Source organism: Kitasatospora sp. NPDC059327 (assembly GCF_042752535.1).
GTDB lineage: Bacteria > Actinomycetota > Actinomycetes > Streptomycetales > Streptomycetaceae > Kitasatospora.
Window position 1 is genome coordinate 100,166 of sequence record NZ_JBHYYB010000022.1, and the last position, 26,939, is coordinate 127,104.

A 26,939-nucleotide genomic window follows, 5' to 3' on the forward strand; every position below is an offset into this window, starting at 1 on the left:
TGTACGATTCTCGGGGTGTGTCGACCTACCACCCCCACCGACCGGCGCCCGAGGGCGCCACCGGGTCCTGGCGCGACGCCCGCCGCGCGCCCGCCGCCGAGGTCGAGCACGCCGCCGACCGCGAACGCGACGTCTTCACCCACGCGCTCCTCGCCATGGGCGGCACCCTCGTCCCCGCCGTCGTCACCGCCTGGCGCCCCCTGGACGGCGGCCGGTGGGCCGCCCACGTCCTGTGGGGCCCACCCCTCACCGCCGAGTGGATCATCAGCACACCGCACACCCTGCGCCCCGCCCACCCCGCCGCACCGCCGGCCCCGGACGCCGGGAGAACTCGGTGACCCTCACCGCGCTGCCCAGCGACCAAAGCGACCGACTCACCGACCTCCTCGAACAAACCTCCCCCGAGGCCCGCCGCGCCCGCGTCGACGCCACCACCTGGCCCGCCCTCGACGCCCTCGCCCCCCTACTGCCCGACGGCCGCCTGCCCCGCGGCTGCGCCGTCGAGGTCATCGGGGACCGCTATCTTCTGGGGGCGCTCGCGGCCGGCGCCGCCCAGCGCTCGGACGTGTTCGTGGCCGCGGTGGGAATCGCCGACCTCGGGCTCGCCGCGATGCACGCCCTCGGGATCTCCTACGCCCGCCTCGCCGTCGCCGACGACCCGGGCCCCCACTGGGCAGAGGTCACGGCCGCGCTCGCGCGCGAGGGCGCGTTCGGCGTGATCCTGCTGGAGCCCACCACCCCGGTGCAGCCCCGCGACCGCCAGCGCCTCGCGGCCCGCCTTCGTGAGTCCGGCACCACCCTGCTCGTCACCACACCCTGGCCCGGCGCCGCCCTCACCCTCACCAGCGACGAGCAGCGGTTCGCCGGCCTGGGAGACGGCTGGGGGCAGATCACCTCCCGCACCGTCACCGTGTACTCCACCGGCCGCGGCCGCGCCGGCGTCCGCACCCGCTCACGCACCCTGCTCCTGCCCGGCCCCGACGGCACCGCCCAACCTCTCACCCCCACCGCCGAGCAGGATGTTCCCGTGCTCGACGCAGCCACGGCCTGACCCGGCCCGTGCCGGCCGGCACGTCGGTCCGTGTCAGCGCCCACCCGCCGCGTACATCGCCAGCTCCGCCTCGTGCGGATCACCGCTGGCCGCCCGGCGTTCACCAGCCCGACCGCTTCCGCCACCGCCGACTCCGATCCCGGCGACCAACTGGTGCGCGGACGCGCGACCTCCGATCAGGCCCGAAGACCACTAGCACCCCGCTCCCGGCCCGTCGTGCCACAGCCAGTCGTCCAGCCGACCACCGAGCCGCCGCCGCCGCGCTCGCACCAGCGCTTGCCCCAGCGTCGGCGGCACCACCTCAGCCAGACGCTCCGCTGGCCCCCGCCGAGGACTACGCGACCCGGCCAACCGCGCCGACACCCGCAGATCAAGACCACGGCCCAGACCACCACCAGCACGCACGCCGCTCACACCCAGCTCAACGAGCCGGCACCACCCACCGGCACGCCACATGGACGGTAGGGGCGCAAGGCGCGGCGAACGTCGTAGGGCGCCCCCGGGAAAGTGGCGGCCCCGGCAGTGCCCAACCGCTCAGCCCGGCCGCCGAGCGGGCCACCGCGGGCCGTCCACCGAGTCGTTCAGCCACGCGAACTGGCGGTGCGGGCCCACCGTGATGCCGTAGTCGCACGGTTCCGGCCGGCCCAGGCCCTCCCACTCCGCCCAGGCGGCCAGCAGCTCGTCACCGATGCGCCGCACGCCACCCTGGTGCAGCACCGTCGTGCCGTCGCCCACCGCGGAGAACGTCGCCCACGAGGCGACGCCGTCGTGGACCCAGGCGTTCACACCGTCCTCGTCGCGTCCGGTGGTGATCACCGCGTCCGGCACCGCCACCCGCAGAGCGAACAGGAGGTCCCAGTTCCCCTCCAGAGCGAACAGGTCCCGCTCCACCACCCGCTCCGTCTCGGCCCGACCGTCGCCACGAACCGCCGCGTACCCGGTGAACCCGGCCACCGGCGGCGTCGCGCCGGCCCGGTCCGCCATGAACTGCCCCAAGCCCTGCACCCACCCGGACGCGCCGCCGCCGTCGCCGGCGACCGTGAGGGCGACGTGGCCCAGCCGCCCCCACGGGTAGACGATCCGCCCACCCGGGCGGGTCGCCTCCACCCACGTCCACGGCACCCGTTCGACGGCGTAGGTGGCGATCACCCGGTCGAACCGGTCACCACCGGGCGCCGTACGGGAGGCATCGGCGACCACAACCTCGACGTCCAGACCGGCGGCCGCCAACCGGGCGCGCGCGAACTCGGCCAGCCCCGGGTCGATCTCGGTGGACACCACCCGGCCCGGGCCGGCCCGCCTCGCGGCGAGCGCGGCGTTCCACCCCTGCCCACCGCCGATGTCCCACACCCGGTGCCCGGGCTCCAGCAGCAACGAGTCCAGCATGTCCACCACCACCCCCTGAGCGGACAGGCTCGACGACGGCAGCCCGCCACGCACCTGGGTGATCGCCCCCACGGACTGGTCCCCGTACAGCTCGCTGGCCCAGCCCTCCGGATCGACCGACCGGTCCACCGCCACGTACGCGTGCCCGTCCCACCGCCACAGCCGCTCCGGCGCGAACCGGTCCCGAGGCAACGCGGCGACGGCCTCGCGCAGCCACGGAGCCCGCTCGGGCCAGGCCCCACGCGCCTCCATCGCCTCATCGAGGCCGGCCCGCCACTTCACGAGGTCCACGCTCAGTCCTTCTTCGGCTTCCGGTGCTTCCCATCACTGCCCGGATCCGGCTTGTCGACCTTCCCGTCCGCGTTGCCCGGCGGTTCCTTCCCCTTGTCCAACGGCTGGTCCTTCTCCCGCTTCCCCACCAGGAATCCCCCTTCGCACGCAGAACAACAACCCGCCCATCCTGGCCGCCACGTCCCCCGCACGATAGGGGGCGCAGCAGCGCACAAGGGGCGTAGGACGTCGCACGCGCGCCCCGAGAAGAGCTGCGTTCCCGGCAGGACCGCGGAGGCAGGGTGTAACGGTTTCGCGCGGCTCGCCGTACATCGGGGTACAGCTCCACGACGGCGAAGGATCGATCATGGCTCTCACCACACTCTCCGCGAACAGCGTCACCGACGAGCACCTGGAGGTGCTGCGCCAGCTCCTGGATTCGAAGAACGCCCTGTTGCGCCGGCATGGCCTGGACGCGGGCACGGGTGGGGACACGCTGGTGCAGCTGACGCACGAGCTGCCGGCGTCGGCCGCGGAGTGGCTTCTCGGCACGGCCCTGGAGCGGGGGACCTCGGTGAGCGACTTCCTGACCGAACTGGTGGAGCGGAGCCGGGAGGGGGTGCCGGCGCCGCGGCGGGAGACCGGCGTGCCGACGGCCGACGGGGTGGAGTGGTTCAGCGTGCAGCAGTTGGCCGAGGCCACGGGGACGCCGTTGGCGACGCTCTATGGGTTGCTCGCTCGGCCGGACGGACCGAACCCGGTGCGCGTGGGGCCCAAGGGGGGTCGATTCCTGGTGCACCGGCTGGAGGCCGAGCGGTTCGCTCGGTCGCGTGGCCGGGCCCTGTCCGTCTGAACACGGCGAAGCCCCGATTCCCTGGCCGGGAAGGAGCGTGATCACGATTCGGTTCCGTCGCCCGCGTCGCGGCCTGGCGGCTGGGATGCTCCTGGCCATGGACGAGACCACCACCACGCCGCCCGTGCCTACCGTTGAGCCGCTTCAGGCGGCCGCCGAGAAGTCGCCCGGGCCGAGCGTGAGGGTCCCGGTCTGGCTCGTCGCCGGCCTGCTCGGCTTCTCGCTCGGCGCCGGGGCGACAGGCCTGGCATGGGCCCTGTCCTCCGGTGACTCGACCACCACCGCGGCACCGACGGCCGAGACGTTCACCCTCACCGGGTCGATGCTGCTCGCGAACGGCGCCAGTTCGGGTACCGCCGCGTCCGGCTGCGCCGGCCTGCGGGGGTACGACGACATCGCCAAGGGCACCTCGGTGACCGTGTACGACGAGAGCGGCAAGGTGTTGGCGACCGGTGCGCTGGGCAGTGGCAGCCCCAAGGGTGTGGACGGCTGCATGTTCCCGGTGGCGGTTCACGCCGTGCCGAAGGGCCCGAAGTTCTACCAGGTCGAGGTCGGCCACCGCGGGAAGGCCACCCTGCAGAAGGAGGAGGCCGAGGCGGGCCTGCTCGCGGTGCAGCTCGGGTGAACGTCGAGTTCGGGGACCGGCGTGCCGACCGGGTGGCGCCTCGTCAGGTCGTCTTCTCCTGGTTGCCGTGGCGGCCGGCGGTGATCATCAGCGGGCCGATGTAGCCGACCATCATGTGCATCCCGCCCATCCAGATGACGACAGGCCAGGGGGCGTGGCCGGGGTTGTCCAGGGGGTAGGTCATCGCGGTGAGGGCGATGGCGTAGACGCCGACCAGGGTGACGACAAGCCCGTGCCGGATGCGCAGGCCGAGGCTGTGGTGGCGTAGACGGTGGGTGTAGTCGGCGAGCACCCAGGTGATCGTGGGGAAGGCGAGGGCGGCCGGCCAGCAGGCGAAGTCGCCGTACTCGGGGCGCAGGGCGGCGGCGAAGTGGGGGACGGAGACGATCCACCAGCCGAGCGAGGCGAGGGCGAGAGCGTTCATGGCGATCCGGTAGCCGGTGCTGGGCCTGCGGGCCTCGGCCGGTTCGGCGGGGATGGCGTGCACAGCGGGCATCATGCCGCAGCGCCGGCGGGGGTGGGTGGACCTGGCGACGTTCGGGGTTGTCGAGCGCGTAACGCCTCGTGGGTCGTTGTCGTACTTCAGGGTGTGTGCGGCGGGCGTGTGATGAGAGCCGCCCGTCGCACACCGCGAAGGACAGCTGGGCCCGCCCGAACCACCCTTTATCGACTTTCTATAACAGCCCAAGACCTCAGCCACCCACTCTGCCGGCGGGGTGCGGGCCCCTCGCGTACACGTGGAAACGGTGGTTCGGAAGGCTCACCAAGGGGGCTGGTTGAGGTAGGGCTGTTATAGGAAGTCATGTTCGGGGGACAAAGAAGCCCGCACGCCATCCGGCGTGCGGGCTTCCCAGAGAGGCAGTGGCCGAGGCGAGTACCCCTTCGAGTCTGGCCAACGTACCACGGCACCCACCCCCTTCCTGGAGCCGAAGCCCAGCTCACACCGCCCAGCCTGTGACACCCTGTGGCGCATGACCCGCGCCCTCAACCCCTACGTCGTCCTCGACGACTGGCTGAACACCAACCCCTTCGGCGACAGCGCCGGCCTGAACTACCGGCGCGAGGTCACCCGGTGGATCAACCACATCGGCGCCCAGGTCTGGAGTACCCGCGCACGCGACGTCAAGGAGTGGACGGCCGCCGCCAACAGCGAGCGCACCCGTGCCTTCCTCGTCTCCGTGCTTGGCGGCTTCTACCAGCACGCCCAGACGATCGACCCCAGCATCACCAACCCGGCCCCCGCGACCCTGCGCCCCGCCGTGGCATCCCTCCCGCCCGGCCGGCCCGCGCTCACCCGCACTGAGTCCACCCTCTATGTCAGCGCCCTGGACCGCTACGACGGCCTCATGCCCGAACGCGCCCGCGCCCTCGGCTACCTCGTACTCGGCCGAGGCCTGCGTGCCCACCAGGCCGTCGCCCTGAACGTCACCGACATCGTCCGCGAGCAACACCGAACCGTCGCACGCGTGACCCTCAAGGGCGGCGGCACCGAGTTCCAGGAACTCCCACCGCCCGTCGCCCTCGCCATCAACGACTACCTCCCCCACCGCCGCACCACCGCCCCCCACAGCACCCCCGAGACCGGCCCGCTCCTCACCAGCGGCCGAGGCCGCCGCCTCGACCCCGCCCCCAGCGTCCGCGACCTCCTGCGCGCCGTCGCCTCCACCCACACCCAGCTCACCCACCTCGCCGATACCCTCACCGCCGACGGCCTCGCCAGCTCCCCGAACCCCTTCCTCGGATAAGCCCGACACGAACGACACCCCCTCTCCCGACCGGCAACCCAGACACTCCGGTACATGGGGGTTGAGGAACATCCATGCCGGATCGTGCGCTAGGCCCGGATCGCGGCTGGTGGGCCGCTGACGGGTCGTCGGCAGCGGGACGCTGGTGAAGTCTTCCCACAGATAACACCCTGATATCTGCGGCAGTAGTCACTGTGAGCTGCGATTCCGTTCGGCGCAGAGTGCGCGAAGCGGCTCCGTTATCTGCGGCATCGACCCCGACCGGCGTGGCGCTCGCGGCCCGGCGCAGTCCTGTCCAACCATGGTTCCACCGCCAACCGACCTACGGGGAGTGCCATGTCCGAGCTTGAGTACGCCTGCGACATCACCGGCGACGACGTGCGGAGCGCCGTCGCCTTCGTATCCCGGCAGACACCATCCGAGGAACCCGGCAGCCGCTCGGCGGACCTCGCCGCCGCCCTGGTCCGGATCGCCGATTCCCTCGGTCGGCGCCTCGACGTAGGGACGCACCTGGCCGCCCTCGGTGAGCTGGACCACGGCGGCCTGTACCAGCTCAAGGAGGAGTGGAACGAGCTGATGTGCTGTGTCGAGCCCTGGAAGGGCCGGGACGGCTTCGACGAGGAGCGGTTCCGCACCGTCCGGCACCTGAGCGAGTCGTCCGCCGCCGTCCGCTCTTACGCCCTCAGTCAGGCCCGGAAGTTCGCCGAGCAGACCTGACCGGCTTACGGCAGAACCGCCTCTTCCCTGCCGGGGGCTGAGGAACATCCGCAGCGGACCGTTACGGAGCGTACAGGCGCCGGTCTTCGTGCGGATGTTCCTCAACTCCCATCCCGTACCCTGCACGCCATGACCACCACCCAACCCGGCCGTATAGCCGGCTGGCGGGCCCGACGAGCGGCCCGCGCCGCCCGCCTGACCGAGACCGGCAGGCTCACCCTGGCAGCCCGCTCGATCCTCGGTATCGCGGGCGTCGCCATGGCAGGCACCGGAGCGCGGGCCATCTTCGTGACGGAGGTCGAAGCCGGCCCGACCGCCCTCGTCACCATCGGCGGCCTCCTACTGGTCCTCGCCGTCATGGGGCGGCCGATCAGCTCCATCGGCCTCACCGACGGCTCCCTCGCGTTCGAGCAGATCAAGAGCGACCTACTCCAAGCCGAGAGCGACGCTGAAGTCGTACAGATCGTCAGTACGGCGGTCGCCGAGCAGCCCAGGGTCCAGAACGACCCCGACATCGCGAGCGCCTCGGACCGCGCCTACCGCAACCTGATCAGGGACCGCCTCATCGGCCACTTCGGCAACCGTGTGAGGTCGGAAACGCCGGTCGGCTCCACCCGGGCCGACTTCACGGTCACGAACGGCGACAAGTCCGCCATCATCGAGATCGCCTTCGGCAACCCGAACCGCATGATGGACGGAACCAAGCTGCTTCGGATGCTCAACCCGTCCTTCCTCAGCACCGATCGTGCGGACGCCATCGTGATCGTCAGCAACATGCTGGAGCCCGGCCTCCACGACCTCAGTGAAGCCCGCGACTTCGCCCAACGCGGCAGCAAGAACTTCGTCTACGCCCGCTGGACGGGCGACATCGACACAGCAGGTTTCATCCAGTCCGTCGAAGCCCAGCTGCAGAGCTGAGCGCTACGCCCCACCCCACGACGCGAAGAGTCCGACCACCGAAGGTGGCCGGACTTTCACGCTCACGTCCCCGGGTGCGTCGACCGCACATGGCGGAGGGGTCTGGCAGCAGACCAAGCAGGTTCCCGGCTGACTCCTCGATAGTACCGTGCCCCACCGTGCGTCGACGGGACCTTGTGGGTGGCGGGTGCCATCCTGCCGTCATGCATACCACCGCCGCATTCGTGACGATCGCGGTCGCTCTCGGTCCGCGTGCGACCGAACCGTCCCCCACCAACCCGACCGCCGCACTGCGCCGCGCCGAGGCCGCCACCACCGGCCGCATCCGCGACCTGTGGGGGTTCGCGGCCGCGGCCGTCGAAGCGGCCGGCGACGACACGGTCAGCCGCCGCGGCCGCGAGCTGTGGGCCACCGCCGCCGACTACGCTCGCAGGGCGGCCGATCTTGAGGACGGTGCTCCTGCCGGCGTGACCGTAGGGGCAGGGCGCGCCTAGGTTCGGGGCGCCCCGGACCGTACCAACGGCAGGACTTCCCCGTGCGACTCGCCCTCACCTCCGCAGACCTCCGGCAGCTCGCCCACACCCCCGCAGAACTCGCCGCCGTCACCTGCCTGCGCCTGGGACGCGGGGGCTGGACGCTTGGTGTGCGTGATCCGGACGGCCGACGGACCGCCCTGGTGGCGATCGACGCGGAGGCCCTTCACGAGCGACTCGCCGCCGGCGACAGCTTCGTCGAGCTGCTCGCCGCCAACGACTCGTGGCGGCTGGCCGGCCCGGCCACCGGCGGGCAGCTGCAGGTCGTCACCGGCCCCCACCACGCCTGGCAGCAGGCTCGCGTGGTCGACATCGCCGGCGCGCAGCGTGTGATCGGCCCAGGCCTGGATTTGATCATCACCCGGTGCCGGCGGTACCTGGCCGCGGACCCGTCCGGTGAGCTCACCGAACTCACCGAGCTCGCGTCCGCCGAACTCGTCTACCGCCTCCCCCAGCTGTGCGAGGACGGCCTTCCCCCGGTGCTGCTCGCCGCCCGCCACGCCCGCCGACTGGTCGAGTCCCTGGCCACCCCGGGAACCGCCGACGCCGAGCGAGCCCGGGCCGGAGCCCGGGCGGCAGCGACCGTCACCGAACTGCTGCGCCACACCGTCGGGGCGCACGTCCGGGCACAGCGAGGCATCGCCGCCCAGCTGCTCGTCGATCACCTCGGGTCGCAGGCCGCCGCCCGAGCGGAGCTGGGAATCGGCAGGTCAACGCTCTGTGAGTTGCTGTCCGGTCGGTAGGTGTGAGCGTGCGTTGTCGAGTGCGTGGGTGGTGGGTGCCGGCTGAAGGGTGTGGGTGAGCAGGTCGCTGGCGGTCTTGAGGGTGTCGAGGTACTGGTCGCTGGTGAGGGCCGTGCCGTAGGGGGTGAGGGGTCCGCGGGTGACGACCAGTTGGACGGTGCTGTCAGCGAGCTCGGTGGTGTGCAGGGTGCCCGGGTAGCAGAAGTAGGCGCTCTCGGGGCGGAACTCGCGCAGGTACTGGGGGTGGTCGGCGTCGGCGCGCTCGGTGGTGGTGTAGGCGGTCAGGGTGGCGGTGCCGGTGAGGGTGAGGTGGGCGCTCTTGTCGGGAGCCTGGCGCGGCGCGCTGTGGTTGTCGGCGCCGGTGCGCAGGTAGAGGGTGTCTTCGCCGTGCTGGGCGAGGTAGAGGTCGGTGTGGCCGTGGCCGGTGTAGGAGCGGGCGGCGTCGGCGGGGTTCGCGTCGGTGAGCAGCGCGAGGATCGCGTTGGTGAGGGTGGGCAGCCAGCCGGGGGTGAGGGGGGCGCCGGTGTCGGGGATGTCGGTGGGGTGTCCGGTGCGGGCGAGGAGCGTGCGTACGGGCTCGGGGAGCTGGAGGGCGGGGGTGGTGTTCACGGCTTGGTCCTTTCGATGAGGCCGAGGTCGGTGAGGGTGGTGGCGATGGCGGCGTGGGCGGCGTGGGTCATGGAGTAGTCGCGGCCGGCGATGTCGTCCTGCTTCATCTGGGCGACTTCGCCGCCCATGTCGGTGGCGGCCCACCAGGTGGGTTGGCGGTCGGGGCCGGAGGCGAAGAGGGTGACGGTGCCCGCTTCCATGATCGTTTGGTGGATGAGGGGGTCGCCGAGGAGGTAGTCGCTGCCGGGGGTCTCGAGGGCGACGATGCCGGGGGTGAGGGTGTGGGAGGTGAAGGGGCCGGCGTCCTGGCCGTCGGTGCGGCGCTGCCAGGCGTGGAGGTAGCCGCCGGCGAGGATGTGCGCGCCGAAGGGGCGTTTGTGGGTGTGGGGGATCAGGTCGCGTTCGGCGCCGTGGAAGACGTGCAGGCGCAGGGCCCAGGCGCGATCGTCCGGTTCGGCGAGGACGAGTCGGGACATCACGGGGTGGTGCTCGCCGCGGTGGAAGAGGCGGGGGGTGGTGCGGGAGCCTTCGACGAGGTCGGTCAGGAGTCGGCGGTTGTCGGCGATGGCGCGCAGGATGTGGCGCAGGGTGGGTGCGGCGTGGTGGAGGTCGTTCCAGTCGATGTGGTCGAGGGCGGTGTCGACGTCGCGGACGTCGTTGAGGGGCTGCATGGTTCTCCCTGAAGTTCCGCTTGTGGTAGGGGAGTTGATGGATTCCTGGTACGGTTTTCGTCCCAGTTGTTCCGGGTTTGTCTGGAGGGCGAGGAATGCGACTTCCGCAGTGGGTGCGTGATCTGGTACTGCCGGTGTACGAGAGTCGGGTGGTGCGGGGGCTGGAGGGGCTGCCCCGGCCGCGGCACGTCGGGATCATGCTCGACGGCAACCGGCGGTGGGCGCGGGCGAACGGGCACGACGACGTCGCCGAGGGCTACCGGGTCGGTGGCGCGAGGGTGGAGCAGTTCCTGGGCTGGTGCGCGGACGCGGGCGTGGAGCACGTGAGCCTGTACATGCTCAGCGACGACAACCTGACCGGCCGGCCGGAGCACGAGCTGGTGCCGCTGCTGGGCATCATCCAGGACACCGTCACCGGCCTCGCGGCGCCCGGCCGGGCGTGGCGGGTGCGGATCATCGGCAACCTGGACCTGATGCCCGGTGAGCACGCGGCCGCGCTCAAGGAGGCCGCGGCCGAGACCCTGGAGCGCGGCGGGATGCGGGTGGACGTCGCGGTGGGCTACGGCGGGCGCCGGGAGATCGTGGACGCGGTGCGTTCGGCGTTCCACCAGCACGTCGACGCCGGCGGCGATCCCGCCGCGTTCGGCGAGACGATCGACATCGAGCACATCAGCGCGAACTTGTACAACGCGCTCGGCGCCGACCGTACCGACCTGATCATCCGCACCAGCGGGGAGCAGCGCCTGTCCGGGTTCTTGCTGTGGCAGAGCCCGTACGCGGAGATGCACTTCGTGGACGTGTGCTGGCCGGACTTTCGGCGGGTGGACTTCTTGCGGGCGCTGCGCAGTTTCGCTGGTCGTGAGCGCCGCTACGGCAAGTAGCGGCGCGGGGCCGGGCGCGGTCACCTGAGCATCCGGTCGTCGGCCGTGATCGTCTCGATCGCGGCCGGCCACGCCACGTCGCCGTCGGGGTTCATGTCCACCACCACGGCGCGCCAGTCGGCGGCCGCGCGTTCCAGGACCTGCTGGACGCGTCGCTGGAGGTCGAGGAAGGCGGCGCGGGTGGTGTGGCCGCCCAGGGTGCCGTAGTGCTCGAACGGGCCGAGCCGGCCGTGCTGCTTGATGCGCCGTTCGTAGGCCGTTGCGGGGTGGACCTTCAGCAGTACCGGCACCACCGTGCTGGTGTTGGGGCGCAGCAGGGTGATGGCCGCGGTGAGGGCCTGCTCGGCCTGGCGGTGTTGGAGTGTGCCGTCGCCTGCGGCCTGTTGGACCAGGACGCAGTTCTTGATGACCGAGCGCAGCAGGTGGCAGGGGTCGATGAGGGTGTGGCCGGTGGTGGCGGCTCGGGGCAGCAGGACGGTGTTCCAGTAGGTCATGGCGCCGGCGGTCTCGGTGAGCGCGGCGGCGAGGATGGTGCGCGGGTTGTTGGAGCCGATCTCGGCGCCGGCGAGGTGGCGTTCGAGCGTGGGGTCGCGCAGGTCGGCGGTGTCGGGCATGTCGTCGGCGATGCGGTCGCCCTCGCAGGTGCGGGCGTTGATGTAGAAGGTGCGCAGGGCGGCGTCGTAGAGGGTGCGGTTGAGGGTGGCGTCGGGGCCGGTGGGGTTGGTGAGGAGGTAGTCGCGGCGGCTGAGGGTGTCGGTGGGGGTGCCGGCCTGGTTGAGGCGGGTGGCGAGGTGGGCGGCGAGGGTGTCCTTGCCGGAGCCGTCGATGCCCAGGAAGGTGACGACGCGGCCCGGGGGCGGGGTGGGTGCGGGGGACGGGGTGGTGGTCATCGGCGTTGTGCCTTTCGGTAGTGGGTGAGGGCGTGGTGGAGGTCGCGGCGCCGGAAGTCGGGCCACAGGGTGGGGGTGGTCCACCAGTGGGCGTCGGTGCCGCTCCAGAGCAGGAAGCCGGAGGAGCGCAGTTCCCCGCTGGTGCGGATGATCAGGTCTGGTGGGGGGTGGTCGGCGGTGATGTGTTCGGTGATCTGTTCGGGGGTGAGGTCGGCGACGGCCTGACGGGGGCTGAGTCCGTGGTCGCGGACGGCGTGGGTGAGGACGGTCCGGACGGCGTCGGTGATCTCGCGGCGGCCGCCGTAGCCGATCGCGAGGTCGACGGTCATGGTGCGTTCGCCGGTCGCGGTCTCGCGTTCGGCGAGTTCGAGCATGGCGCGTACGCCGGCGCTCAGGCCGTCGGTGGTGCCGAGGTGGCGGATCGTCCAGCGGTCCTGGAAGGCGAGGCGGCGTACGGTGGCGCACAGGACGTCCATCACCTCGGTGATCTCGGCGGCGTCGCGGTTGAGGTTCTCGGTGGAGAGCATCCACAGGGTGACGTGGTGGACGCCGGCGTGTTCGCACCAGGTGAGGACCTCGGGGGTGCGGGCGAAGCCGACGTGGTGGCCGTCGGTGACGCGGCGCAGCCCTCGGCGGCGGGCCCAGCGGCGGTTGCCGTCGAGGATCAGGCCCACGTGGCGCGGTGGTGGCGGGGCCGGGCGGCGGGGCAGGAGTCTCACAGGACCCGCTCCACTCCCCACACGGGCATCTGCTCGAAGAAGGTGACGGCGTCGTCGGCCCAGCCGAGGGTGCGCCAGGTGGCGGCCTCGGCGCAGGCCTTCTCGCCCCAGTCCTGCATCATCTTGCGCAGCGCCTGGTCGACCCGGTGGTGGGTGGCGATCTCGCGGACCATGTCGACGTCGGCGTCGGTGGCGTCGGCGCGGCCCAGGACGGTGCGCACGAAGTCGCGTTCGCGTGCGGTGGCGGCGGCCAGGGTCTGGCGCAGGGGGTAGGAGATGCGTCCGGCGCGTACGTCGACGCTGTCGGGTTTGCCGGTGATCTTCGGGTCGCCGAAGAAGGAGATGTAGTCGTCGCGCATCTGGCCGGAGATGCCGATGGCCCGGGAGTAGGCCTGCAGCGTGTCCTGGTGGGTGATCGGGTCGGTGCCGGCGGCGAGCAGGCCCAGGCGCATGGGGGCGATGGCGCTGTAGCGGCCGGACTTGTAGTCGGAGACGGTGTCCAGGAAGGCCAGTCCGGGGAGCTTGGAGAAGTCGCGTTCGAGGTCGATGATCTGGCCGCAGAAGGTGGCGGTGGCGGCCAGGGAGAGGGTGCGGGCCAGCAGGGTGATCAGGGCGTCGGGCAGGCCGGAGGTCAGGATGACGTCGATGGCGAGGTAGCCGGCGAGGTCGCCGGCCATGACGGTCAGGCCCATGGCGTGCTGGGGGTGGTGGGGCAGCTCGGCGCGGTAGGTGCCGTGGGTGGAGCGGATTCCGCGGCGGGTGTGGGAGTTGTCGACCAGGTCGTCGTGGATGAGGAGGCTGGTCTGGAGCAGTTCGATGGCGAGGGCGCCGACGTGGGCGGCGGGCTCGGTGGCGGAGCCGGTGAGGCGGGCGGCCTCGTAGACGAACGTGGCCCGCTGGCGCTTGCCGCCGGCCAGTGCCAGGTCCTGGACGAGGTCGAGGGCGCGGGGGGTGAACAGGCTTTCCGCGGGGTGGTCGAAGCCCTGGCGCAGGCGCTCGAAGTACTGGGTGAAACGGGCCTCGAAGGCGTCGGCGTGGCGGGTGATGCGGTCCTGCACGGACTGCGCGGTCGGGGTGTAGATGGGCACGGGGGACCTTCCTGCGTGGGTGCGCGGGCAAGGGGGGCCTCGGGGCCAGCGCGCGGCCGGCCCCGAGGGGCATGGAAAGGCGGGGTCAGGCGGCCGGGACGAGGGCCTGGGCGTAGGGCACGGAGGACACGCACGGGTGGGCGATGCCGTGGCCGGTGTGGCCGTCCTCGCCGAAGGCGTCGCCGTGGTCGGCGCAGGCGATCACCAGCCACGGACCGTGGTGGGGCATCTCCTCGAAGAGCCGGCCCAGCTCGCCGTCGGCGTAGGACAGGGCCGCGCACTGGGACTCCCAGCTGTCGCGGTTCTCGCCGGGCAGGTAGCCGGCCGTCGGCTCGTGGGTGGCCGCGACATTCACGAACAGGAACAGCGGCTGGTCGGCGGGCTGCTGGGCCAGGACATCCAGGGCGCGGTCGACCTGGTGGCGGGTGGAGTCGTAGCAGTCCGGGCTGGTCTCCTCCGCCCAGTAGGACTCCTGGAACAGGCCGGGCAGGACCCGTCCCAGCTTGGTGCGGCCGTTGAAGTAGCCGACGCCGCCGATGCACACCGTGCGGTAGCCGATGCCGGCGAAGCCCTGCACGATGTTCGGGGCGTCGAACACGTAGGTGGTCGGCGCGATGGTGCGTCCCTTGCCGGGCACCGCCTGGCAGGCCAGCAACCGCGGCGGCCGTACGGGCCCCGAGGGCACCGGCAGGAAGCCGGCGAAGAACGCTTGGTGTGCCGGGTAAGTGAACGTGCCCTGGGTGCGGCGCTCCTCCCAGAGCCCGTCGGGCAGGATCTTCTCCAGGTTGGGGGTCCGACCGGCGTGCATCGTGGCGCGGGCCACGTCGTAGCGCAGTGAGTCGATCGTCATGAGCAGGACGTTGTGGCTGCCGATGAGCTCGTTGGCGTTGAGCGGTTCCACCGGTCGGATCCCCTTTCGGTCAGGAGGTGATGCGGAACTCCTCCCCGAGGGCGAAGCCGAGCCGATCGGCTTCGCCGGTGGCCACGAGGACGTCCTTCACGGTGTCGATGCCTCGCCAGTAGCCGTCGATCCGGTAGGCGAACAGCCGGCCGTCCTTGGCGAGGTCGGGGAAGGTCGTGTCCTCGTGGTCTCCCTTGTCGGGGAAGAGCGCGAAGGTGTGGGTGTCGAGAAGGTAGATCCCGGCGTTGATCCAGTACGGGAGCACCGGGCTCTGGGTGAAGCCGAAGACCCGGCCGGTCTTCTCGTCGAGATCGGCGACGCCCCAGTTCGAGCGGTACTGGCTGAGCGCGATCGTCACCGCCGCCTGCCGGTGCTCGTGCTGCTCGGCCATCTCGACCAGGGAGAAGCCGGTGAGCACGTCACCGTTGAGGACGGCGACAGGTGCCCAGTCCGCCGGGTCGCGCAGAAAGGCGGTGGCGAACTTCAGCGCGCCACCGCGCCCCAGTGGCTCGCCTTCGATGGCGTAGGTCAGGTTCAGGCCGAAGCGCGCGCCGTCGCCGGCGTAGGCGCGGATCATCTCGTGCTTGTAGCCGCCCGAGACCACGACGTCGGTGACGCCCTGGCGGGAGAGCCAGGCGAGCTGGTAACCGATGATCGGCACGTCCGCGACCGGCACCATCGCCTTCGGCGCGTCGTCGGTGTAGGGGCGCATCCGGGTGGCCTGGCCACCGGCGAGGATGATCGCCTGAGTCGGAGAGTTCGTCATGCCGCCATCCTCCCATCAAATGAATCTGACGCACCGTCAACTAACGTTCCTGTACGGTGATATGAGTGCAGCGGCGGCCCTCGCGAGCATGCCGGGAGTCCAGGGAACACCCCGCCCCCACCCTCTGGGGAGGCACACGCGGGGGGCACACAACAACGAAACGACCCGGCCCCGGGCCGACCGAGGACCTGCGGCCCTACGCTCGAACCACCGGCCCACGCACCACGGGTCCGGGCCCGGACGAACAGGGGGATCACATCGTGGCCACCACCCGGGCCAAGGGCCCGAACACCGCGCTCGCCGAACTCGTCGAAGCCGCCGGCGCCAGCCACAAATGGCTCGCCAAGAGGGTCAACGAGCTGGCCGCCGAACGCGGCGTCACCACCGCCTACACCCATACGGGCGTATCCCGGTGGACGACCAAGGGCATGGTGCCGCGCGACCCCACGCCCGCCTGTGTGGCCGTTGCGCTGGGAGAACGCCTCGGGCGCCCGGTCACCCTGGCGGAGATCGGGATGGGCGAGGCGCGCGAGGCGGCCCCCGACATCGGGTTGGATTTCCCCCGCGACCCCGATACCGCCCTGCGCGGCGCCATCCAGCACTGGAGCACCCCGATGTTGAACCGACGCGCCCTCCTCAACACCTTCGCGATCGGCGCGTACACGGTGCCCACCGTGCGGTGGCTCGGCCGCCCCGCCGACACCGAGGCCGTCACACCCGACCCGTACGGGCGCCGGGTCGGACGCACCGACCTGGACCAGCTGTGGGAGGCCTCCGAGGAAGCCCGCCGCTGGGACTCCCGCTTCGGCGGCGGCAACGCCAAGGCACCGGCCGTCTCGCGCCTGCTGAGCGAACGCGCCGTTCCCCTGCTCCAGGGCCAGTTCACCGAGCGCCTCGGCCGGGAGCTGCTCACCGCCGTGTCCGAACTCGCCCGCGTCTCCGCCTGGTCCGCCTTCGACATGGGCGACCACGGCGCAGCCCAGCGCGACTTCGTCCAGTCCCTGCGCCTGGCACGCGCCGCCGGCGACACCGAGGCCGGCGCCTACACCCTGGCCACGATGAGTCTGCAGGCGATGCTCCGCGGATACCCCGAGGAGGCGATCGACATGGCCCAGGGCGCCTACGACCGCGCCCACCGCACCGCGGCGCCCCGCGTGCTGGCCTTCGTCAAACTCGCGGAGGCCCGCGCGCACGGCCGCGCCGGCGACTCCCGGGCCGCCGGCCGGGCACTGGTCGCGTGCGAGAACCTCCTCGACTCCATCCACCCCGGCACCCGCGACCCGGCCCACCTCGCCTACCTCACCCACCAGCGGATCAGCACCGACGCCGCCGAGATCCACAAGGACCTCGGCCAGCCCGAGGCCGCCCTGCGCTGGGGACGACAGGCCGGCCCCATGTCCGCGACCGACTTCGCCCGCGCCACCGGCATCCGGTGCACCGTCCTGGCCGTCGCCCACCTGCAGCACGACGACCTGCCCTCCGCCCTGGCCGCCGGCGAACGAGCGGCGGCGATCCTCGGCCCGGTCCGCTCCGCCCGCGCCCACGGCTACCTGCGCGACGTCACCACCGCGCTGCGCCCCTGGCGCGGGCAGGACCAGGTCGACGACTTCCTGCGGCGCGCCGGGAAGGTCCTCGCCACCGCCTGACCGCACGCCGGTCCGCTCACCCTTGGCACGGCACCGGGTCGGGGCGGACACCGCCCGTGGCGCGGTCATCGGCCGACCGTCGCGAGCGGTTCGGCGCCGGCGCGCTCGCCCTGGCACAGGCACGGGTGGCCGGACGGCAGGCGGTGCAGTCCGTGCAGCAGGTAGGTGGCGTGGGCGGCGGTGCGGGCGCCGACGCGGTCGTAGAGCACCCGCAGGTGCCCGGTCACGGTCTGGCGGCCGATGCGGAGCGCCTGGGCGGCCTCGGCGGCGCTCAGGCCGCGGGTGATGGGCTCGAACGCGGTCAGCTGGTCGCCGGTGACCCGGGCCGCGACGGCCAGGTCGCCGGGCGGCGGGACGAGCAGGCCGTTGCGGCAGGCGACGTCGACGGCGTGCGCGGCCGTCGTCGCGCCGAGCTCACGACGGGCCTGGCCCGCCAGCGCGCCGACCGTCTCGATCGTCCATCCAAGGCGGCCGGCGATCGCCCGGTGGGTCAGGCCCCGGGCCTGGAGCGCGAGCACCCGATGACACTGGGCGTCCAGGGCCGGTACGGCGCCACAGCGCGGGCAGGGCCGGCCGGTCTTCGGCGGGGCGGGGAACATCAGGGGACTCCGTGGAAGGTCAGGGGCGGTGGGGCCGGGTCAGGCAGGTGGGTGGCCGTTGGTCAGGTACACCGGCGCGAACGGGTCGATGAGGCGGTCCAGGGCCCGGGCGATGCGCAGGTGACTGTCCGGACAGCACACCTCGATGCCCTCGGGCTGTTCGAACCGCAGGTTGTCCTCGATCTCGCCCGGCCGGGGCAGGCTGTCGAGATCGTCCCCGGTACGGGTCCTGCCGTCGAAGACGAACCACAACGCTTCGACGCGGTCGTCGCCGGCGCTCACGGCGTCGACGACCAGGAGCGTCAGGGTGTCGACATCAAGGCTGACCTCGCAGAAACCCGCTCGGCGCGCGACCTCGTGCGGAACCTCGTCCTTGAGGGCCCGACAGGTGAGCAGGTCCCACGCCTTTTCGTCGCGCGGGTCGTCGGTCGACAACAGGACGTCGCCGTACTCGTTGCGGACCAGGAGCTGGGCGTAGACGAGCCGACGCGGCGGAAACCGCGGGTCGATGTCGGAATGGTCGGTGAACAACGAGCGCTCCTTTCGTTCTCCGGCCGGCGGGCCGGCCGGGGCGTGACCCGGGGCCGGCCGGCGGCCGCGTGCTGGACGGTGAAGGGGGTGGCCCGGGGAGAGGATCGCTCTCCCCGGGCCCCTGCTCCGGTGCCCCCGCGGTTGCGGTGACCTTGGGCACCCGCCGAGCAGGCGTTCCGGATCACGGCCGGGTGGCCGCTACCGGTGTGGCGGTGCGCACCCGGGCCGGGCCCTCCCCAGGACCCGGGACCCGGGTGCGCGCCGCCGTCTGCCGCCGCACATTTCTTCCCCGGACGGCAGAGGATCGGGTCAGCCGGCCGCGGTGTCGGCGTAGGCCTTGGCGAGGACCGCCGGGTCGGTGCCGGTGATCTGGGCGATCGTCGGCAGCTGGTCGGGGTGGGTCAGCAGTCGCAGGACCAGGTCGTGGCCGCCGAGGTCGTGGAGCGCGGCCACGAAGGCCTCGCCGATGCCGTAGGGGCCGCGCCGGTCTCGCAGCTGCTCCTGGCCCAGGAGCAGCAGGTTGCTCGGTTCGGGTTCGCCGTCGATCCGGTCGACCTCGGCCTGGCCGCAGTACTCGACCATGGCGTTGCGCTGGACCCACTGGGCGTGGCCCTCGAAGACGTACTGGGAGGCCGCCGTCTGGTCCTGCGGCAGGCCGGCGGCCTGGACGCGGGCGCCGGATATCAGGTGCTCCCACGGCATGGTCGGCCAGCCCTGCAGCTGGGCGAGGTGGGTGAGTTCGTGGGTGAAAGCGCCGGTCAGGTTGCGGTCGGTGGCGCGCGTTGCGGAGAGCGCGGCGGGCATGACGACCAGCTCCAGACTGCCGTCCAAGCGCAGCGCGGTCGCTGCCCTGACGCCTGGCCACGACCGGGCGGCGCCGGTCCCCATGACGGTGCGGCCGCCCTCGATCCCCGTGAGGAGCGCGGCGCGTTCGGGGGAGTCGTCGACGAAGGCGGCGGCCGCGCGGTGGCCGCCGGCTTCGGCGTGTTCGGCCATCAGGTCGACGAAGGCGTCCGGGTGGACCAGGGACACGGTGATGTCGTCGGGCAGGGGCAGGCCGCTGTGGCGTTCGGCGAGGGGCGCGGCCGCGCGCAGGAGGCGTTCGACGCGTTCGACGAGCGCGTCGGAGGCGTCGGCGTGGTTGTGGAGGGCGAAGGCCGGAATCAAGGTCGGAGTCATGGTGTCCGTTCTGGTGGTGTGGCGGCGGCCGGTGGCCGGCGCCAGGGTCGGTGGTCGGCCGGCAGGGGTTCCCGGGCCGGGCCGAGTTCGGCGGACCGTTGCTCGGCGGCGTGCCGCAGATCCGGTTCGGCGCTGGTCCAGGTCCGTTGGGCGCCGGCGACCAGGGCGCGCAGGCGCATGGCCTGGCCGGCTCCGCGGGTAGCCCTCTCGTTGGCGGCGTCGGCCGTCTGCCACGCCCTGAGGGCGGTGCGGTGGGCGTCCTGCGCCACCTGGTCGGCGGCCTGGGCGGCCCGGAGTGCGGCGGCCGCGGTCTCCCGGGTGTCGCGGGTCGCCGTGGTGATGTGGAGGGCCTGGAGGACCTGTTGGTGAGCCTCGTCGGTGGCGCGGAGCGCGACGTTCAGGTCGCGGGTGCTGCGGGCGAGGTCCATCGTGAGGTCGGCGAGGCGCCGGTGAGCGGCGGCGTGGCGCATCCGGAGCTCGGCCTGCTGGAACATGCGCTGAGCCCACCGGCGCGCGATGGTGGCGTGGTCGGCTCCCGCGGTACGGGCCGACAGGTCGTTGGCCGCCGTGCAGGACGCGCGGGGGCATGGATGGCTGGCGGGCAGGGCGTTGAGGCCGTGCAGGACAGCGACCACGGCGGTGGCCTCGCGCTGCCCGGTGATCTGGTACACCTGCGTGCGCACGCGGCGTACAGCGGTGACCGAACTGCCGATGGCGGTGGCGATGGCGGCGTTGCCGAGGCCCTGCGCGATCAGCGTGAAGACTCGAAGCTGCGCGGCGTTGAGTACGGACAGGGGGCGTTCGGGCAGGATCGGCGGGATGAGACCGGCGCGGCATCCGATGCTGACGGCGTGCGGCAGCGACTGGGCCCCGAGGGTCTTGCGCAGCGCGGTGTAGTGGTGCAGGACCCGGGCATCGGTCCAGTCGAGGTGGTAGGCGATGTGGCTGTAGGTCAGCCCGGCGGCGGCGTAGAGCAGGATGGCGTGTTGGTCGGCGGACAGCGTCACGGGGTTACCGCACGTGGGACATGGCAGGCCCGCCACCCGGTCCGGTTCGGTGTGTTCGGCGGACAGGACCGGCGGGTCCTGGTTGCCGGTGACCTTTCTGCCGGCCGGCGCGTGCGCCCGTCGGGCGGTGGGGACGCTCACGGAGCCACCACCGTGAGCGAGTTCAGCGCGTCGGTCACCTGGTCGTAGTCGGTGAGGCTGTAGCCCTGGTAGAGGTCGGCGGACTGGCGGTAGAGGCCGGCGGCCCGGCCGACGTGTTCCCGGGCCGTGGCGATCTCCGCCTGCCAGGCCAGGACCCGGGCCTGCCACAGCCGGCCGCCCTCGGTCCGGAACGTGACCATCGCCCCGGCGAGCAACGCGGTGGCGCGGTCGTGGTCGCCGGCGAGCGCGGCCGCGCGGCCCTGCCAGGCCCGGGCCCGGGCCGCGTTGTAGTGGTCGCCGTGGGCCGCCAGAACCTCCTCCGCGGTACGCAGGCGCTTCACGGCGTCGGCGTGGAGTCCGAGATCGAGGTTGACGACGCCCTGGGTCAGGAGGGTGATCGCGGCGTCGCGGTGGCGCCCGAGGGCGGCGCGGCCCTGGTAGGCGCGGGCGAGGTAGGTGTTCGCGAGGTCGAACGCGTCGGCCTCGTGCAGGGTCGCGCCGATGTCGTGCTGGTGCTGCGCGATGCCGACCTGATCCTGGTCACGTCGGGCCAGGGCGAGGGCCTCGTGGGCGTCCTCCAGCGCGGCGGGGAAGAGGTGCCGCGCGCGCAGCGCGGTCGCGCGGGCCCCGAGGAGCTCGCGGCGCACCAGCGGGGGTAGGGCGGTGTCGGTGCTGAGTGCCTTGGTGTGGTGGGCGACGGTGACCTTGTGGTCGCCGGCGCGCAGGTAGTAGGGCCAGCAGGCGTGGACGAGGTAGGGCACGGCCGCGCGGTGGTGGGTGGTGGCGAGGGTGAGGGTGGTGGTGAGGTGGGGGCCGCGGTCGGTGAGGAAGGCCCTGGCCTGGGTAGTGGTGAACAGGCTCAGGCGGTGGGCCGGGGGGAAGGAGACCGGGGGGTCGACCGTGCGGCGGGTCGGGTCGATCCGGCGGGAGGCGGCGGTGGCCTCGGTCAGGAGCCAGTCCAGGGCCCGGCGGATGGCGCGGGCGCGGGTGGCAGGGGTGTCGGTGCTCTCGGCGAGGGCAGCGGCGTGGCGGCGCGCGGGCAGACTGGCGAAGCGGTGCCCGCCGTCGTCGTGGTTGAGCAGCCCGCGGGCGACGAGGACGTCCAGCGCCGCGGTCGTCGCGGCGGGGTCCAGGCCGGCGGCGGCGCCGGCCATCGCCGGGTGGATGGCGGTGGTGGCGGACGGGAGCAGGCCCAGGATCCGGTACAGGCGCGCCGCGCCCTGGTCGGCGCCGGCGTAGGCCGCGCTGCGGGCCTCGGTCACGTGGTCTCCAGCAGGAAGGGAAGGGGCCGGCACGGCCCCGAAACGATCGGACGTGGGTGGGTGGATGGGGTCCCGGCTTCCGGCAGGACCCCACCCGGTGCCGTGCGCGGTGGGACGCGCACGGCGGTCAGGGGCGCGTCGCCAGCCGTGCCGACGTCGCGCGCAGCGCCCCGCAAACCCGACGCAGCGCGTCCAGCGGCTCGTCGGGGTGCGCGCCGGCCAGTTCGAGGTCGGCGGCGTGGTCCAGCCAGTCCCGGCACTCGGTCAGCAGGGTGAGCGCGTCGCGGGCCAGGCCCAGGTGGACGCCGGTGAGCGCGAGGTCGGCGCAGGCCTGGGCGAGCAGGTCGGTCGTCGGGTGCAGGAGGTCCGCCCCGCCCCAGCGGCGCAGGTCCGCGGCGATGAGCCGGCGCGCCTCGTCGGCGCTCACCCGCGGCAGAAGCCCGGCCGCGACCGCCGGTACCAGCCCGGCCTCCGGGAGTACCGGCACCGCCGCCTCGTCGCCCACTGCCACCCGCGCTTCCTCTCGATCTCGATACGTGTGCTGTCGCGTGGCGGGGCCCGGCCCGTCCCTGTGTCCGGGCCCCACCTGATGTGCCGGCCGGCACCGGCCGGCCACCCTGGTTCGCCGCCGCGCCCACCCTCCGGGCGTGGCGGCGAACCGGCGCTCGTCGTCCCGACGACGACGGCGCCCGCGGTGAGCGAGGGCGCGCCCGCGGGGCGCACCGCTTCTTCCGCGGCCCGCCCGGTGACGGGCGGGACTCGAACCTGGGGGCCGGGCAGAGCCGCTGCCCGGCCCCCAGGAGTTCAGGACGCCCGGCCGGCGGCTCTTCGACCGGCGGTGACGAACGCGGCGGCCGCGGTCGTCGACCACGCGCCAACGGCGGTGGACGGCGCCGGCGCACCGTCGTCCGGCGGGAGCGTCGCGAAGTAGCCGTACTCCGCGGTCACCGCGTCCAGGACCCGGCGGACGTCCATCAATCGCCCGACGCCGTCCGGCGGGACCACCCACTTCGGCGCCCTGCGCCGCTCCACGGCCCGCCCGGGCGGCGGGCACAGCAGCGACCCCTGCGTGAGCACCCGCACCCCGGGCCGATCAGCAGGCATCGTGGTCGGCGCGACCAGGAACTCGACCGTGCCGCGGCCGACGCTGTGCAGCACGGGCCCGATCGGATCCAGCCGCCGCAGCGCCCGTATCCCGATCGTGGCGCTCACCTGCACGGCCGCGAGGTGGACCAGCGGGATCTCCGCCAGACCCCCGGCTGCCCAGGTGTCCAGGCAGGCGAGCGGGTCGCGGTGGAACCCGGCGAGCCAGCGCAGCCCATGAACGTTGGCGGGCGGGACGGCGGACGAAGCGGCGTGCACGAGGGTCCTTCCAGGGGTGGTCAACGGGTGTTCGGATCAGGCCCGGCCGCGGACGGGCACCCGGGCGGGCAGCCCAAGCCGGCAGCGCAGCCGTGCGGCCCTACGGCCACCACACGGCTCGGGCACCGGGACCGTGGCCCAGAACGAGCGGCCCGGGGAGCAGCCGCGCGGGCGGTCGTCCACGCCGCTGTCCGTGGCGTAGACGGCCAGGACGGCCGGCAGCCGGCCGGAACGGGCCGTGTGGGGCGCGCGTCCGCGCGGGCAAGCAGTGACGCCGGTCATCACCTCCACCGTGAGCTCCCCACGGACCGCGGACAGCCGCACCGTGACGGTCTGACCCCGGACCCCGTGCAGCAGCGCGGCCGCGAAGAGGTTGCTCACGACCACGCTCGTGCTGTTCGCCGTCTCCGCGTCGAGCACGATGCCCCAGCCGGCCAGCTGACGAAGGACTCGCCTGCGCAGGCCCCGCGCCTGGGAGGCGTGGGCGACGACAAGCAGCTGCACCTGCACCACCGCGCCCGTCCCTATCGGTGGGCCGGATCGGCGTGCCGCTCGATCCAGACGGACAGCTGGTCGATCAGGGTCGCCGGCACGTGCCCGAGATCGACCAGCGGCACCTGGTCCGGGCCGGCCGGCCAGGCGGACGCGGCCACCGTCGGCAAGGAGCAGCCGATGAGCAGCAGAGCCGCCTTGAACCGGGCGGCGGCCCGCTCGGCCTCGGTGGGCATCACGCCGCCCTGGTAGGCGTCGCGGGCCGGCGGCCGATCAGATGGTCCCGGCCGTACCGCGCCCCGTCGAGGAACAGCACGAAGGCGCCGTGGTCCGTGGCCCAGTTCACCAGGGTGAGGTAGTCCTGCTCGTCGCTCGCGACCGTGGCGAGGTCGTGGACGACGATCCCGTTGAGCAGGCCGGTCTCGACCAGCCGCAGCATGTGCGCCCACTGCTCGCCCATGTCCAGGCGCTCGAAGCCGGCGGGGCGGAAGTCCGTGTACTCCCGCGCGACGGTCCAACCGTGCCGTTCAGCGGCCGCCCTGCAGTCCGAGAACTGCAGGGCGGGCCGGCCGGAGCCGGGAGAGACGGCGAAGAGGGCAACCGACGTGCTTTCGGTTCCCGATCTGCCGAGCGCGCCGTTCCGGCGCGCGTTGCCGGGTACAGAGGACATGTCACACCTCAGAGCTGTGCTGGGGGGATTCGCCGACCGGCTACCGGCGGGGAGGCTGGGTGCCGGTCGGCTGCGGACATCAACTCTGCCGACAGCGCGAACGGCTGGCCAGAACACGACGACCATCACTCGATGTTGGTCTCAGGCCGTGAAATGACACTCCATCAACACTTCCCTAACACTTGTCGCGCGCGCAGGCCTTCCCGGTGAGACTGGTGTTAGAGACCAGGGCGAACAGCGGGGCGCGACTTCAAGGAGCGGACGTGCGCGGGCGAACGGTTTTGGGCCAGATCCTTGTCGACACCAAAGAGACCACGGCGCACTTCATCAAGCGCTACCTGGAAACCAGCGCCGAGCTGGCGAGGCTGGCGAAGAAGGAGGACCGCTACGCGTTCGAGGTGAGTTACCTGGCCGAGATGACCGTCAACCGGTGGCGCACCGGCAAGCTGAAGAGCCTCCCCCGCGAACCCGCGTCCAAGATCCTGGAACGGATGTTCCAACCCCTCACCGTGCAGCAGCTGTTATCGCCCGTCGGCGAGGCCGGTATCCCACTACCCACGAGCACACCCCCGATCGACGAAAGCGATCTTGTAATGAGCGCACGACAGGCCGCCGAACACGCGGCCCAGGCCGCATCGAGCACTATGCCCACGATGACGATCGACCAAATCGAGGACGACTTCGCCGCCCTCGCGCGGGCCTACCAGGACCAACCCCCCTTCCTGATCTACGGCCAGGGAAACCAGCTGCTCGCCGAGATCCAGGGCATGCTGGACCGCACACAGATCCTCAGCCAGCGGGCCCGCCTCTACCACGCGGCCGGACGGACATCCGCCGTCCTGGCCATCGCCTCGTTCGACCTGGGGTCGGTCGCCGCGGCCACTGGCTTCGCCCGGTCCGCCGCGATGTACGCCGAGCCGATCGAGGACGGTCCGCTGCGGGCCTACGCCCTGGGGCACCTCGCGGTCCTCGCCTACTGGTCCGGCCGGCCCGGCCAGGCGGTTCGGCTCGTCGAGGAAGCACTGGCGCTGACCGGCCTGGGCGACACGGCGGTACGGCGCCTGTCCGCCATCGGGGCCCGGGCCTACGCCCATGTCGGCAATGCGCAGGCCTCCCGCCGGCTGGCCGCCGCGGCGTTGGCCGAGGGCACGGGAGCACGTGACCATCTCCACGACGACGTGGCTGGCGCCTTCGATTTCTCCCGCCGTCGGGCCGTCATGAGCAACGCGACGTCCTCCCTCCTCCTGGGCGACGGCGAAGCCGCGGGCCAGGCCGCTGTCGAGGCGATCGAGCTGATGCGTGCGGGACGTGACAGCGCGCGCTTCGCGCCGCAGGAGGACACCGACATCGCGCAGGCCTCCATCGACCTCGGCCGGGCTCGCCTCCTCGCCGGCGAGTTCGAGGGCGCCGACGAGGCCGTCCGCCCGATTCTCGACATCCCGTCCCCCTGGCGGGTGGAGGGCATCACGACCCGGGCCCAGGGTCTGCGCGCGGATCTGGCCCGGCCCGGAATCGAGGCCCCGGACCGGCCCCGCGCCGACCTCACGGAGCGGGTCGAGGAGTTCCTCGCCCTGCCGGCCCGGGCCCAGCTCGGCACTCCGCCCGCCATAGCCTGAAGGGCCCAGGTCAGAGCGCGCCCACAGCGGCGAGGAGCAGGCTCTCCTTCTCCTCTGAGATGCCGTGGGCGTGGCGCCGAGGGTGGCTGACCAACTGGCCGCCGCCCTGGAGCCACGCCCACGTCTCCCGGACCGTCTGCTCTATCGGCCGGAACCGCGCACCTGCGGCGACAGCCCTGTCCGACCGGACGCTCCACACCCCCGTGTGGGTGCGCCACAGCGGCAGCTCGGTCCACTCCGCGACTCCGTGGTCGGCGAGCACCGCGCTGTCGACCCACACCGGCACGCCTGTCCCACCGGTTACCCGCAGGCACTCCGCCAGGAAGTCCGCGAACGACACCCCGACCGGGTGGGTGACGTTGAAGGCACCGCCCGCGGCCGCGGCCGCCCGGTCGAGCGCGAAACGGGCAACGTCTCGCACGTCCACGGGCTGGATGCGCCGGGTAGCCGGCGTCGGCGCCACGATCGGACCGCCGCGGGCTGCTCTGCCCAGCCACCACGGCAGCCGGCCGACGTACTCCCCGGGCCCGAGGATCACCCCAGGACGCAAGAACGTCACGTCCTCGCCGAACTCGCGAGTGACAGCCCGCTCGCCACCCGCCTTCTGGAAGCCGTAGATGGTCGGCGAGCCGTCAGGCCCGGTGTAGCCGAAGGTCTCGTCGGCGTCCACCGGGCACTCCAACACCGGGCAGTCCTCGGTCAGCTCCTCGTGCGGCCAGCCCTGGTAGACCGACACCGTCGACACATGGACCCAGTGCCGGACCTGCGGCCGAAGCACCTGCGCGCTCAACAGCACGCCGCGCGGCGAGAGTTCGGTGGAGCTGGTGTCGATCACCGCGTCCCAGGGCCCGCGGCTGGCGAGATCACGCAAGTCAGCAGCCACCGTGCGGTCCCCACGGACATGCTCGGCCCCGGGCGCCGGCGAACCGGACCGGCCACGACTGAACGTGCTCACCGACCATCCCCTGGCCAACGCCCCATCCACCACAGCCCTGCCGAGAAACCACGTACCACCCAGAACCAAAAGCCGCATGCACCGATCCTGCCTGCTCAGCCACCCAACACACC

At 72.6% G+C, this 26,939-nt stretch carries 33 protein-coding genes; 12 read left to right on the forward strand and 21 right to left on the reverse strand.

Annotated features, from left to right (window positions below):
* Positions 1-17: 17 nt before the first annotated feature.
* Both ACFXHB_RS16200 and ACFXHB_RS16205 read left to right on the forward strand, forming a co-directional pair.
* Positions 18-338 carry a hypothetical protein gene (locus tag ACFXHB_RS16200; RefSeq protein ID WP_380574847.1) on the forward strand — a complete coding sequence of 107 codons (321 nt, stop codon included), beginning with the start codon at positions 18-20 and terminating at the stop codon, positions 336-338.
* Positions 335-1,051 (forward strand): hypothetical protein, encoded by a 717-nt coding sequence (locus ACFXHB_RS16205; protein ID WP_380574848.1) that lies wholly within the window; start codon positions 335-337, stop codon positions 1,049-1,051. The genes ACFXHB_RS16200 and ACFXHB_RS16205 overlap by 4 nt, the downstream gene beginning before the upstream one ends.
* A 534-nt stretch (positions 1,052-1,585) precedes the next feature.
* Here ACFXHB_RS16205 and ACFXHB_RS16210 read toward each other — a convergent pair.
* Both ACFXHB_RS16210 and ACFXHB_RS16215 read right to left on the reverse strand, forming a co-directional pair.
* Positions 1,586-2,728, reverse strand: a complete 1,143-nt coding sequence (locus ACFXHB_RS16210) for a methyltransferase domain-containing protein (RefSeq protein WP_380574849.1) — start codon at positions 2,726-2,728, stop codon at positions 1,586-1,588.
* A 2-nt stretch (positions 2,729-2,730) separates the two neighbouring features.
* Positions 2,731-2,856, reverse strand: a complete 126-nt coding sequence (locus ACFXHB_RS16215; protein WP_380574850.1) for a hypothetical protein — start codon at positions 2,854-2,856, stop codon at positions 2,731-2,733.
* 218 nt (positions 2,857-3,074) lie between these two features.
* On the opposite strand from ACFXHB_RS16215, the gene ACFXHB_RS16220 reads away from it, so the two are divergent.
* The gene (locus ACFXHB_RS16220; protein ID WP_380574851.1) at positions 3,075-3,560 is read left to right on the forward strand and encodes a helix-turn-helix transcriptional regulator; all 486 of its coding nucleotides are present in this window, start codon (positions 3,075-3,077) and stop codon (positions 3,558-3,560) included.
* Between the two features lie 97 nt (positions 3,561-3,657).
* Positions 3,658-4,185, forward strand: a complete 528-nt coding sequence (locus ACFXHB_RS16225) for a hypothetical protein (protein ID WP_380574853.1) — start codon at positions 3,658-3,660, stop codon at positions 4,183-4,185.
* A 43-nt stretch (positions 4,186-4,228) separates the two neighbouring features.
* On the opposite strand, the gene ACFXHB_RS16230 is transcribed toward ACFXHB_RS16225, so the two are convergent.
* The gene (locus ACFXHB_RS16230; protein ID WP_380574855.1) at positions 4,229-4,672 is read right to left on the reverse strand and encodes a hypothetical protein; all 444 of its coding nucleotides are present in this window, start codon (positions 4,670-4,672) and stop codon (positions 4,229-4,231) included.
* Positions 4,673-5,156: 484 nt separating this feature from the next.
* Here ACFXHB_RS16230 and ACFXHB_RS16235 point away from each other — a divergent pair, with 484 nt between their 5' ends.
* The 5 genes from ACFXHB_RS16235 (at position 5,157) to ACFXHB_RS16255 (ending at position 8,841) form a co-directional block, all read left to right on the forward strand.
* Positions 5,157-5,930 (forward strand): hypothetical protein, encoded by a 774-nt coding sequence (locus ACFXHB_RS16235; protein ID WP_380574857.1) that lies wholly within the window; start codon positions 5,157-5,159, stop codon positions 5,928-5,930.
* A gap of 336 nt (positions 5,931-6,266) precedes the next feature.
* Positions 6,267-6,647, forward strand: coding sequence for a hypothetical protein (locus tag ACFXHB_RS16240; RefSeq protein WP_380574858.1), 381 nt, complete (start codon positions 6,267-6,269; stop codon positions 6,645-6,647).
* A gap of 129 nt (positions 6,648-6,776) precedes the next feature.
* Positions 6,777-7,565 carry a hypothetical protein gene (locus ACFXHB_RS16245; protein WP_380574859.1) on the forward strand — a complete coding sequence of 263 codons (789 nt, stop codon included), beginning with the start codon at positions 6,777-6,779 and terminating at the stop codon, positions 7,563-7,565.
* Between the two features lie 203 nt (positions 7,566-7,768).
* Positions 7,769-8,059 (forward strand): hypothetical protein, encoded by a 291-nt coding sequence (locus tag ACFXHB_RS16250; protein ID WP_380574860.1) that lies wholly within the window; start codon positions 7,769-7,771, stop codon positions 8,057-8,059.
* 41 nt (positions 8,060-8,100) lie between these two features.
* On the forward strand, positions 8,101-8,841 hold the full coding sequence (locus ACFXHB_RS16255; protein ID WP_380574861.1) for a hypothetical protein: 741 nt from the start codon (positions 8,101-8,103) through the stop codon (positions 8,839-8,841).
* Here ACFXHB_RS16255 and ACFXHB_RS16260 read toward each other — a convergent pair.
* Together ACFXHB_RS16260 and ACFXHB_RS16265 are read right to left on the reverse strand one after the other, a co-directional pair.
* Positions 8,809-9,450 (reverse strand): hypothetical protein, encoded by a 642-nt coding sequence (locus ACFXHB_RS16260; protein ID WP_380574862.1) that lies wholly within the window; start codon positions 9,448-9,450, stop codon positions 8,809-8,811. The genes ACFXHB_RS16255 and ACFXHB_RS16260 overlap by 33 nt on opposite strands.
* Positions 9,447-10,121, reverse strand: a complete 675-nt coding sequence (locus ACFXHB_RS16265; protein ID WP_380574863.1) for a hypothetical protein — start codon at positions 10,119-10,121, stop codon at positions 9,447-9,449. The genes ACFXHB_RS16260 and ACFXHB_RS16265 overlap by 4 nt, the downstream gene beginning before the upstream one ends.
* A gap of 95 nt (positions 10,122-10,216) precedes the next feature.
* On the opposite strand from ACFXHB_RS16265, the gene ACFXHB_RS16270 reads away from it, so the two are divergent.
* Positions 10,217-11,002 carry an isoprenyl transferase gene (locus tag ACFXHB_RS16270; RefSeq protein ID WP_380574864.1) on the forward strand — a complete coding sequence of 262 codons (786 nt, stop codon included), beginning with the start codon at positions 10,217-10,219 and terminating at the stop codon, positions 11,000-11,002.
* Between the two features lie 20 nt (positions 11,003-11,022).
* Here the strand turns inward: ACFXHB_RS16270 and ACFXHB_RS16275 are convergent, their stop codons facing one another.
* The 5 genes from ACFXHB_RS16275 to ACFXHB_RS16295 all read right to left on the reverse strand — a co-directional run bounded on the left by ACFXHB_RS16275 (position 11,023) and on the right by ACFXHB_RS16295 (position 15,366).
* Positions 11,023-11,892, reverse strand: a complete 870-nt coding sequence (locus ACFXHB_RS16275; RefSeq protein WP_380574865.1) for a hypothetical protein — start codon at positions 11,890-11,892, stop codon at positions 11,023-11,025.
* Entirely contained in the window at positions 11,889-12,611 is a 723-nt protein-coding gene (gene uppS, locus ACFXHB_RS16280) for a polyprenyl diphosphate synthase (protein ID WP_380574866.1), read from the reverse strand. The genes ACFXHB_RS16275 and uppS overlap by 4 nt, the downstream gene beginning before the upstream one ends.
* Positions 12,608-13,699, reverse strand: a complete 1,092-nt coding sequence (locus ACFXHB_RS16285) for a polyprenyl synthetase family protein (RefSeq protein WP_380574867.1) — start codon at positions 13,697-13,699, stop codon at positions 12,608-12,610. Before ACFXHB_RS16285 ends, uppS begins: the two co-directional genes overlap by 4 nt.
* Before the next feature lie 85 nt (positions 13,700-13,784).
* The gene (locus ACFXHB_RS16290) at positions 13,785-14,600 is read right to left on the reverse strand and encodes an STM4013/SEN3800 family hydrolase (protein WP_380574868.1); all 816 of its coding nucleotides are present in this window, start codon (positions 14,598-14,600) and stop codon (positions 13,785-13,787) included.
* Positions 14,601-14,619: 19 nt separating this feature from the next.
* Entirely contained in the window at positions 14,620-15,366 is a 747-nt protein-coding gene (locus ACFXHB_RS16295) for an NDP-sugar synthase (protein WP_380574869.1), read from the reverse strand.
* Positions 15,367-15,626: 260 nt separating this feature from the next.
* On the opposite strand from ACFXHB_RS16295, the gene ACFXHB_RS16300 reads away from it, so the two are divergent.
* Entirely contained in the window at positions 15,627-17,012 is a 1,386-nt protein-coding gene (locus ACFXHB_RS16300; protein WP_380574870.1) for a sporulation protein, read from the forward strand.
* Between the two features lie 65 nt (positions 17,013-17,077).
* On the opposite strand, the gene ACFXHB_RS16305 is transcribed toward ACFXHB_RS16300, so the two are convergent.
* The 10 genes from ACFXHB_RS16305 to ACFXHB_RS16350 all read right to left on the reverse strand — a co-directional run bounded on the left by ACFXHB_RS16305 (position 17,078) and on the right by ACFXHB_RS16350 (position 24,255).
* The gene (locus tag ACFXHB_RS16305; protein WP_380574871.1) at positions 17,078-17,611 is read right to left on the reverse strand and encodes a hypothetical protein; all 534 of its coding nucleotides are present in this window, start codon (positions 17,609-17,611) and stop codon (positions 17,078-17,080) included.
* Positions 17,612-17,650: 39 nt separating this feature from the next.
* On the reverse strand, positions 17,651-18,142 hold the full coding sequence (locus tag ACFXHB_RS16310) for a hypothetical protein (RefSeq protein ID WP_380574872.1): 492 nt from the start codon (positions 18,140-18,142) through the stop codon (positions 17,651-17,653).
* Between the two features lie 309 nt (positions 18,143-18,451).
* The gene (locus ACFXHB_RS16315) at positions 18,452-19,321 is read right to left on the reverse strand and encodes a hypothetical protein (RefSeq protein WP_380574873.1); all 870 of its coding nucleotides are present in this window, start codon (positions 19,319-19,321) and stop codon (positions 18,452-18,454) included.
* Complete coding sequence (locus tag ACFXHB_RS16320) at positions 19,318-20,469, reverse strand: hypothetical protein (protein WP_380574874.1); 1,152 nt, start codon at positions 20,467-20,469, stop codon at positions 19,318-19,320. The genes ACFXHB_RS16315 and ACFXHB_RS16320 overlap by 4 nt, the downstream gene beginning before the upstream one ends.
* Positions 20,466-21,731, reverse strand: coding sequence for a hypothetical protein (locus tag ACFXHB_RS16325; RefSeq protein WP_380574876.1), 1,266 nt, complete (start codon positions 21,729-21,731; stop codon positions 20,466-20,468). The genes ACFXHB_RS16320 and ACFXHB_RS16325 overlap by 4 nt, the downstream gene beginning before the upstream one ends.
* A gap of 127 nt (positions 21,732-21,858) precedes the next feature.
* Entirely contained in the window at positions 21,859-22,242 is a 384-nt protein-coding gene (locus ACFXHB_RS16330; RefSeq protein WP_380574877.1) for a hypothetical protein, read from the reverse strand.
* A 293-nt stretch (positions 22,243-22,535) separates the two neighbouring features.
* Entirely contained in the window at positions 22,536-23,093 is a 558-nt protein-coding gene (locus tag ACFXHB_RS16335; protein WP_380574878.1) for a hypothetical protein, read from the reverse strand.
* A gap of 36 nt (positions 23,094-23,129) precedes the next feature.
* Positions 23,130-23,597, reverse strand: a complete 468-nt coding sequence (locus ACFXHB_RS16340) for a hypothetical protein (protein WP_380574879.1) — start codon at positions 23,595-23,597, stop codon at positions 23,130-23,132.
* A gap of 20 nt (positions 23,598-23,617) precedes the next feature.
* The gene (locus tag ACFXHB_RS16345; protein ID WP_380574881.1) at positions 23,618-23,824 is read right to left on the reverse strand and encodes a hypothetical protein; all 207 of its coding nucleotides are present in this window, start codon (positions 23,822-23,824) and stop codon (positions 23,618-23,620) included.
* Positions 23,821-24,255, reverse strand: a complete 435-nt coding sequence (locus tag ACFXHB_RS16350) for a recombinase family protein (protein ID WP_380574882.1) — start codon at positions 24,253-24,255, stop codon at positions 23,821-23,823. The genes ACFXHB_RS16345 and ACFXHB_RS16350 overlap by 4 nt, the downstream gene beginning before the upstream one ends.
* A 263-nt stretch (positions 24,256-24,518) precedes the next feature.
* Here ACFXHB_RS16350 and ACFXHB_RS16355 point away from each other — a divergent pair, with 263 nt between their 5' ends.
* Positions 24,519-25,871, forward strand: a complete 1,353-nt coding sequence (locus tag ACFXHB_RS16355) for a hypothetical protein (protein WP_380574883.1) — start codon at positions 24,519-24,521, stop codon at positions 25,869-25,871.
* A gap of 10 nt (positions 25,872-25,881) precedes the next feature.
* On the opposite strand, the gene ACFXHB_RS16360 is transcribed toward ACFXHB_RS16355, so the two are convergent.
* A complete protein-coding gene (locus ACFXHB_RS16360; RefSeq protein WP_380574884.1) occupies positions 25,882-26,904 on the reverse strand; it encodes an NAD-dependent epimerase/dehydratase family protein in 1,023 nt (340 codons plus the stop codon).
* Between the last annotated feature and the right edge of the window lie 35 nt (positions 26,905-26,939).